Source organism: Enterococcus sp. 5B3_DIV0040 (assembly GCF_002140755.1).
GTDB classification, from domain to species: Bacteria; Bacillota; Bacilli; order Lactobacillales; family Enterococcaceae; genus Enterococcus_D; species Enterococcus_D casseliflavus.
In genome coordinates this window covers 2,523,243-2,531,811 of record NZ_NGLC01000001.1, presented here as the reverse complement: position 1 = coordinate 2,531,811, position 8,569 = coordinate 2,523,243, and the positions used below count along the sequence as shown (strand labels likewise).

At 30.2% G+C, this 8,569-nt stretch carries 8 protein-coding genes; 6 read left to right on the top strand and 2 right to left on the bottom strand.

Features of this window, described 5'->3' with window-relative positions; all coding sequences use genetic code 11:
* The first annotated feature begins 13 nt into the window (after positions 1–13).
* The 6 genes from A5883_RS11830 (at position 14) to A5883_RS11810 (ending at position 5,188) form a co-directional block, all read left to right on the top strand.
* On the top strand, positions 14–145 hold the full coding sequence (locus A5883_RS11830) for a helix-turn-helix domain-containing protein (RefSeq protein ID WP_254907858.1): 132 nt from the start codon (positions 14–16) through the stop codon (positions 143–145).
* Positions 146–561: 416 nt separating this feature from the next.
* Entirely contained in the window at positions 562–1,905 is a 1,344-nt protein-coding gene (locus tag A5883_RS11825) for a phosphoadenosine phosphosulfate reductase (protein WP_086338637.1), read from the top strand.
* The gene (locus A5883_RS11820; RefSeq protein ID WP_086338636.1) at positions 1,892–2,431 is read left to right on the top strand and encodes an IbrB-like domain-containing protein; all 540 of its coding nucleotides are present in this window, start codon (positions 1,892–1,894) and stop codon (positions 2,429–2,431) included. The genes A5883_RS11825 and A5883_RS11820 overlap by 14 nt, the downstream gene beginning before the upstream one ends.
* A 1,094-nt stretch (positions 2,432–3,525) precedes the next feature.
* Positions 3,526–3,648, top strand: coding sequence for a hypothetical protein (locus A5883_RS19500; RefSeq protein WP_254907844.1), 123 nt, complete (start codon positions 3,526–3,528; stop codon positions 3,646–3,648).
* 281 nt (positions 3,649–3,929) lie between these two features.
* On the top strand, positions 3,930–4,376 hold the full coding sequence (locus tag A5883_RS19715) for an EF0163 family protein (protein WP_369596886.1): 447 nt from the start codon (positions 3,930–3,932) through the stop codon (positions 4,374–4,376).
* Positions 4,377–4,630: 254 nt separating this feature from the next.
* Positions 4,631–5,188 carry a DUF5626 family protein gene (locus A5883_RS11810; RefSeq protein ID WP_176323983.1) on the top strand — a complete coding sequence of 186 codons (558 nt, stop codon included), beginning with the start codon at positions 4,631–4,633 and terminating at the stop codon, positions 5,186–5,188.
* A gap of 639 nt (positions 5,189–5,827) precedes the next feature.
* On the opposite strand, the gene A5883_RS11800 is transcribed toward A5883_RS11810, so the two are convergent.
* Both A5883_RS11800 and A5883_RS11790 read right to left on the bottom strand, forming a co-directional pair.
* The gene (locus A5883_RS11800) at positions 5,828–6,091 is read right to left on the bottom strand and encodes a hypothetical protein (protein WP_441316248.1); all 264 of its coding nucleotides are present in this window, start codon (positions 6,089–6,091) and stop codon (positions 5,828–5,830) included.
* 1,407 nt (positions 6,092–7,498) lie between these two features.
* The coding region (locus A5883_RS11790) for an ROK family protein (protein ID WP_086338633.1) at positions 7,499–8,569 on the bottom strand (1,071 nt) is incomplete at its 5' end.

The window sequence follows — 8,569 nt, the reverse complement described above, 5'->3', positions numbered from 1 at the left end:
ATCTAATAATACAATTAGTGAAGTGGCTTTTACACTTGGTTTTTCTAATTCTTCACATTTATCAACAGTTTTTAAGAAATATACAGGAGTTTCGCCAAAACAATTTCAACAAACGATAAATTCGAATAAAATAGATATTCTATAAGTATATGCAAGATAATTATATTGATTTAAGTAAGGAACTTCGAATACTACCATATAGTTTTATCAAAGAATTCTTTTATTTACGAATTAAATCCTAAAAATATCTTTCTAAAAAGCTGATAGTTAACAAATAAATATATATGATTTTTATGGAAAATTATTATCTATTAGCTTGATTTTTACCTTTTTAAATAATTTCATAAAAAAGAAAATAAAACTATATGTACGGGAAGAAATACATATAGTTTTTCAAACAATGGATAAACAGCTTTTATGAGAGGAATAAATACTGATTTAAATGAATTATTTGATTTAGAGTAAATAGTAATTGCTAAAATGTTTTTTAAGGATTATCATATAAAAATAAAGAGACTGAATCAAAGTTTTATTTATATGTGAAGGGGGAGTTTAGGCAGAATGGAGAAAAAATTTTTGGGAAAGAATGTTTATGAAGCTTTATTAGAACGTTTTCATTTTGTATTCCGAGAATTCTCTGTTATCTATATTTCTTTTTCAGGGGGAAAGGATAGTGGGCTCTTACTAAACTTATTATTAGATTTTAGAGATAAGTACTATCCTAGTAAAGAAATTGGTATTTTTCATCAAGATTTTGAAGCTCAGTATACTGCAACCACGGAATATGTTGAAAAAACGTTTTGTTTATTAGAAAAGAGAAAAAATGTAAAGTTATATTGGGTCTGTCTTCCAATGGCAACACGTACAGCATTAAGCAGTTATGAAATGTATTGGTATCCTTGGGATGATAAGAAGAAAAAATCATGGGTACGTCAAATGCCGTGTCATGATTATGTTATTCATTTAGATAATAATCCAATTACCACTTATTATTACCGTATGCATCAAGAAGATTTAGCAAAACAATTTGGAAGATGGTATAGTCAGCTTCATCACAATAAAAAAACAATTTGTTTGTTGGGAATTCGCGCTTCAGAATCTTTGCAAAGATATAGTGGTTTTGTTAATAAAAAATATGGTTATAAAGATACTTGTTGGATTACAAAACAATTTAAAGAAGTTTGGGCAGGATCACCTCTCTATGATTGGTCAGTCGAAGATATATGGCACGCGTATTATTGTTTTGGATATAAATATAATCGTTTATATGATCTTTATTATAAAGCTGGTTTGACACCAGCTCAAATGCGAGTTGCTTCTCCTTTTCAAGATTATGGAAAGGATACTCTTAATCTATATCGTGTTATTGATCCGCAAATATGGGTTAAACTTTTAGGACGTGTTCAAGGAGTAAATTTTACGAGTATTTATGGGAAAACTAAGGCGATGGGATATAGAAATATAAGTCTCCCAGAAGGACATAGTTGGAGATCGTTTACTCGATTTCTTTTAGCTACTTTACCAGAAAAATTAAGAAATAATTATATTGAGAAATTCAATAAATCAATCCGTTTTTGGCATCAGACAGGTGGTGGATTAGAAGAGGAAACGATTAAAGAACTCAAAGAAAAGGGATATAAAGTAAAAAGGAATGGTGTTTCTAATTATACAATTTTTAAGAATTCAAGGATTATTTTTTTGCAAAAAATTCCAGATGATACAGATGATATAATAAGTACTAAGGATATACCTAGTTGGAAAAGAATGTGTTTTTGTATTTTGAAGAATGATCATATTTGTCGATTTATGGGATTTGGTATGACACGTGAGCAACAAAAAAAATTGGATTTGATCAAAAAAAAATATAGAGTAAGTTTGGAGGAAATGGAAAATGACTCAATTTAAAAGCCCAGTCTATAGTATAAAACCAGTCCCAGTAGAAAAGATCTTTCCAAATGACTATAATCCGAATACTGTTGCGCCACCGGAAATGAAACTACTCTATGATAGTATCAAATCAGATGGGTATACAATGCCGATTGTTTGTTACTATGATCAAGAAAAAGATCAGTATATTATTGTTGATGGATTTCATAGATATAGGATTATGTTAGATTATCCAGAAATTTATAAACGAGAAAATGGGCTGCTTCCAGTATCCATTATTGATAAATCCATAGAGCATAGAATGGCTTCAACGATTCGCCATAATAGAGCTAGAGGAAGCCATGATGTTGATTTGATGAGTAATATTGTCAAAGATCTTCATGAATATGGACGGACTGATCAGTGGATTGCAAAACATCTTGGAATGGATAAAGATGAGATTTTACGATTAAAACAGATAACGGGTTTAGCAGCGCTATTTAAAGATTATGCGTTTAATCAGGCTTGGGAACCAGAAGAAATTGATAAACTTTTAGAAGAATAATTTGTGTAAGACAGCCATTAAAAAGTTTTCGGTTTTGTTTTACTATTTGATTACATCTAATTTTCTCTTTCAAACGCCGTAATAACCAAAAAGCGGATTGTTTTGTACCTTTAGTTCAGTTGGTTAGAGCAGGAGGCTTTATAACTGTCCGATTGTAGATTTGCGTTCTACAAAAGAAGGTATATAAAAAGTTATGTAATTTCTTTAAAAAATAGTTGGAGAATTTTTTTATTTTATATATTACGGTATAATTTTTGAAGAGTATTAGGTGAGAGGAAAGCTTGGGGAAGTTTTTTTAATGTGCAACCTAATACTCTTTTGGTATTTATTATAACGCATTTTATTTTTTGAGCAAGTTGATTCAGGATGGTGTAGTATTCTTATTGTAAATGTTTTTTTGCGGATTAAAATTTGTCTTCTCTTACTCAGAATCGAGCAGTAGGAGAGTTATTTAACCATAAGTTAGGTTGTATTGCAGAATATTAGTTCTATAAATATTTAGTGTTGGTAAAGAAAGGTATAACTGAGATTTAGTCATAACTAGTTGGGAATAGTACTTATCTGTTTTTTAAGCATATTGAATTAATTTCTAATTTGTATCTATTTATAAATGTCAGCTTCTTACAAAACAATTGTGTTAGACATTGATCTAAAATGTTGATCGTATCGAAAAAACTTTAGCTGTTCTTATGCTTAAAATAATAGAGATGAGCAGACAGGTCTCATAAGCTATCTATTTTTGGAATAATAGAGTTTTAGCAGAATTAGCATATCATTCTCCTGTTGATTACTGATTAACAAGAACAACACAATTTGATTCTGTTATCAGTAATCAAAAATTAGTTATATCTCTAGTTTTACATAACTTTTTACATAATTAGGCAGAAGTCGCCCATTCTCTATAGTCTAATGGTAATAAGTCAAGATGAAATTTGAGATTATTTTATTGAATAGATTGTTTTGAAGCTCACTGATCAAAATCATTTTTTTAGGTGTTTTAAGGATTTGCGTCAATAATCCAGATTTATACTCTATAGTGTAGAGGTTAGTAAAACACTAAAGTGCCATAGAGTATTTTTATGTGGAGGTAGCTAATGGAATTATTTCAATGGCTGATCGAAGTGGCAGCTGTTCAACAAAACGGTGTAAATAAGATGTATGTATTTCAAGTAACGACATTTGATAAATCTAAAGAAAAAGCAATGGATATTGCTTGAATGAAGAGGAAGCGTTACTCTTTTCGTAAAAAGAAAAACAAATTGTTTGTCTGCGAGAAAATCTTTTAGAAGTAACCATGACAAAAGAATAAGTAAATGAAAAGGGGTGTGGTGCATTACACATAAAGGATATCGAGTTAAAAAACTTTACGAGATTTTAAACGTTTTTAGTAAAAAATGCAGGTGAATGCAGTTGTGAGAAAAGGAATGATGTTAATAGTTAGTTGTTTGTGTTTGATTGGACTTTCTGGTTGTAGTTGTTTTTTTCAGAAGAATAAGCAATACAAAGGGCAACAACAGGAGAAACGATTGAGAGTACCGAAGATGTTGAGATTTCTAGTGAAGAGCTGGTTGAAAGTTCTATTAGTATAAGTCAATCAAGTCAGTCAAAAGAAGCACAAATAGAGAAAACGACAAAAAGTTTTTTAAAAGACTTTGCTAGAAAGTGGAGTAATTTCACGGATGTTTACAAATGTAATCAAACAGTACGGGAATACATGACGGAACGTTGTATTCAAGACAATAGTATCGATGCTGATCCACATGTAGAAATAAAAACAACTGGCAAACTTCATCAAATTACACAAGATGTAGACAATCCGGATCAGTATTTATTGTTTGGGGAAGAACATGCAAATGATGTGATACGTTTTGTTTTATTACAAGTGAAAGTGGTGGAACAAAAAGTAGACGCGATCAAAGTGTATTATGTCCGAAGTGTATATTAAATAACTGGCGTTTTCAAATAAAGATGAAAAGAAAAGGATGATCGGTAATGTAAATAACACCTATAAAAATAATTATAACGTAAATAAGGGGAAAAGAATAGACTGTTTTTTCGATAGAAGATATGCCATACTCCATTTGTGAAGGTTGTTACAAGGCGGAAAGGAATAAAACAAAAAAGCGGAAAAAATCAGTTTTGAGAACAATCTGTAGTATAAATGAGTAGAAAGCAAATAAAAAATGGAGGTGCTAAAAGATGAAACAAGTATTTAAATGTTTTTCTTTATTAGGTGTTTTGTTAATCGGATTTAGTGTATTTGTAAGTGCTGGTACGAGTGTGCATGCGGCTGAAACATTAAATAAAAAGTTAGTTGCTGATGTGGTAGAAACTGGAATAGTATCTGAAATAAGCTTAGATGGGTTTACTAGTAAGGAAGAAACAATCATTGTTGATAATGAAGGAAATTATGTAGGTAAATTGAGTGTTGAAGAAGAGGTAGGTATATCGACAAGACAAGCTGGAGATAAATACAAACTTGCGAATAAAACATATAATGTATCGTTTATTGGAATAACTTGTAATTTCGGTTATAAAGTGACTGTGAAAAACAAGAATATCACGAAAGCTTATGGAACATGGTCTAATGGTTTGCTTTGGTCAACTACCCTAGGAAAACCATATTATACTTCTACAACATCTGGAGTGAAGGGGCAAACTTCAGTGGCTATAGACTTGTTTAGTATGAATACTACGGTTAGATTGTATGGGAATATTTCTGGGAATTATTTAGTTACAGGGATGAAGTTGTCTTAATATGTTTTTAGCTAATTTATTGCCCTTTGTTGGATTAGATTTTTTATTAATTATTTTATGTTTTGTTTTTGTTGATAAATATAAAAAAGAAAAAATATTTTTTTGGAAGATAGCATTAGTGATTAATATTTTGTTATTAATAATATTGCTTCTTCCGCAACTTGTGTTTATTAAAATTACCTTTTTTTAGTAGTATTATTTTGTGATAGTTGATTTTGTATGATGAAAGATTTTAAAATTATTTTTGTAGTTTTTAGTCATATTATTGTTAAATTGGTGTTTATCTAATTTATTGGATAGGCCGTTTAATTGGTGGGTTACTACAGGGCTTTTTGTAGGTTTTTCGGTTGTTTATTATTTTAGTGTAAGAAAAACTAAGAATAGTTGTAACAATAGTAAGAGATAGATTGGTGAATGTATGAAAGGATAGGTTAAAAAAAACTATCCTTTTTTACTTGGTGGATTGTGTCTATTGGATCGATGATGATACACAAAACGGTAAGAATGAGGAAAGGAATTGTAAATAGTTTGTTTGTGATTAGATGGAATGTTGTATTGATTAAGTAAAATAGGTAAATAACAATTCTACTTATTTGGAAATAAGAAGTTGTTTTCATAGATTGTTTTTCACTGCCTTTTTTATTTTTTATGTGGTCTTCTTCCCCATATTTCAATAATAGGGGCGCTTTGTTGGTTGGCGTATTCGGTTAATTTAATTGAGTAGGCAAGATTGAGTTTTTCTACTGCTCGATCCCCACTTTTTAATTTTTCAATGGTTGATTTTGTAATTCCTGTTTCTTGGGCAATTCTGGTACTTGTTTGTGCGGCTAAAATTTGTCGGATTTTTTCGATGTCTGCACTGTCTTTTTCGATTTTTTCCTCTGCGAAGAAAAGGAAAACCATTAAAATGATCTTCTGAAGTCAATCGAATGAAAGGCGGAAAAGTATTCATGAGCGACCGACAGAAGCTAACGAACGAAAATGATTAGGCGATTGTAACGGTTGTCGATCGTTGTTTTCATAAACTATTGGCTTGGCGTAAGTATTACCTGATAGAAAAGCAGTAACGGTCACGCAACGATTGTTGGACATGTTAAAGAATGAGGTTGTTTGTTCATTAACAGCGGACAACGGGAAAGATTTTTCAAATTATGAGGAACTAGAGGAAAAATTATAAGTGCCTGTTTATTTTGCGGATCCTTATGGTTCTTGGTAACGTGGAACAAATGAAAATACAAATGGATTATTGCGTGAATACATTCCAAAAGGAAAAGATATTGCGCAGGTGACACAAGAGGAATTAGATCGTTATGTCTGTTTGATCAATACTCGACCATGGCGAATATTTGGTTTTTGTACAACATTAGATCAGTAAAAATCAAGCACCTGAGAAACGGGTTTATATTTTGAATAAGGGGGACAAATTTTTTTCTGGAAAAAAGGGTACCTCTAGTTTGTGATGTCTAAAAAACAAGGGGAAACCTTGATTTTTAGCGTTTTTTTACTAGAAAAAATTTTTAAAACTTTTTCTGCAATATACTTTACAAATTTCCTCAGTTGAACTTACTCACCAAATCTTTGAATTAGCTTAAGATTTGATTTTTGTTTTGCTCGTTTTCATAGATCCTTCAGTAGCGCATTTAGATTAGATATAAAAATAGCTTGATGAACTTTTTTCTAACGCTTGATATTTTTTGTATACAGTTTCTAAATTCTTCAATCAGATGTTTTTAAGAATTTAGAAGATGAAGAAAGCTGAACGATTCATTGATGAAAATTCAGAAGTATACAATGACTTATAGGAGAAAACCGCTATGCAATACTATCGAATCGATTCTAAAGAAATATATTGGATATGATATAAGGTTGACTATCTTTCTTTTTCACAATATGAACTGAATCTATTATTTCAACTGATCAATCGAAGATATAAAAAAATCACAATTATTACTCCCAATATTCTATTTTCTCAATAGACCACTGACTTCAAAGATAAAAAGTTAAACAGTGCGATTATTGATTAATCCATCATTTGAAATTGTCAAAATAAGCGGGGGATTCTATCAAATGAAAGGCTATAGAAAGAATAAACAAATTGTATTGTCTAATACTAATTGGTTAGGTATTAAAAAACTGTATTCTCTTTTTCCTATAAAATTTTGGAAAGAGAGAATACTCGTTCTAAGGAGCGTCCTGAAGAAGCTTTTAAAGGATGAAATTCACTACCTAAATAACATTTTTTCAAATACATATAGTTCCTTTTTTCTGGTATATTGTATTCTTTTAAAAGAGTAGAAGCTGACTTTCCTATCAGTAAATGCTATATCCAGTGTGTCTAATAAAGATACCCAAGACAGCTAGGGAAGAAGCCCCTTTCGCTCCTCTATATATATTATAGTTTAACACTTCGATAAGGGTATTTTCTTGAGTTGGTATAAAGGATAATTGTTTTTTTACAGAGTTAATTAGTTGAGTCCTAAAGCTATTATAGTTTAAAAGTTCACTATTTATATAAATTTTATGGGCATCTTGGAATATCAAACTATTTGCAATAGAAGTAGCTAGTAATTTCAATCCTAAATCTATTTGATTATTTATATATATATCACCTAATTCATATGCATGTATAATTGTGGTTAAATCTATATTTTTAGATTGATTAACTAAACTTTTAAGTGTAGTATTTTGTGAATAATCAAATAAAAATCGCGCACGTTTTAGTAGCCATGAATCAGATATGTAAGTTTGCAAGCAACCTTGTTTGCCACACTCACATTTAGGACCATTTATATCTACCACAGTATGTCCAATTTCACCAAGATAATAATTCGAATTAAACCCTAAACTTTTTGATTGAAAAAAAGAGCAGAACATCCCAGCGCCTATATGGAAAAATAAAAAATTTTCAGGAGTGGATTGAACGTTAAATAAGTATTCACCAATAGCCATACATTTTATGTTATTTTCTGCTATGAATGGGAATTTAAACCTATTACTTATTTCTAGTAAATTAAAATAGGCCCAGCTCTGGTTATTTGAAATAATAGAATTATTTTTAGTGTCATAATGACCGGGAACAGCTATACCTACTCCCAATATCTCATTTTTTTTAATTTTGCTGACAATTTTTTCTATTAAATTAGTTATCTCAATGTTGATATTCCTTTTATCATAAGAATAAGTAATTTTTTCTTCAACTAAAACTTTACCAATTAGATTGGTTGCTACAGCAAATATTCCCTTAACATTTACCTCAACTCCTATAACAACAGCATTATTTTCATTTAATTTGATGATTTTTTGCTTTCTACCGGAGCCTGTATTCTTATTAACTTCATCTCCTGTTTCTATAATAATGTTTTCATCTATAAGTTCTCCTGT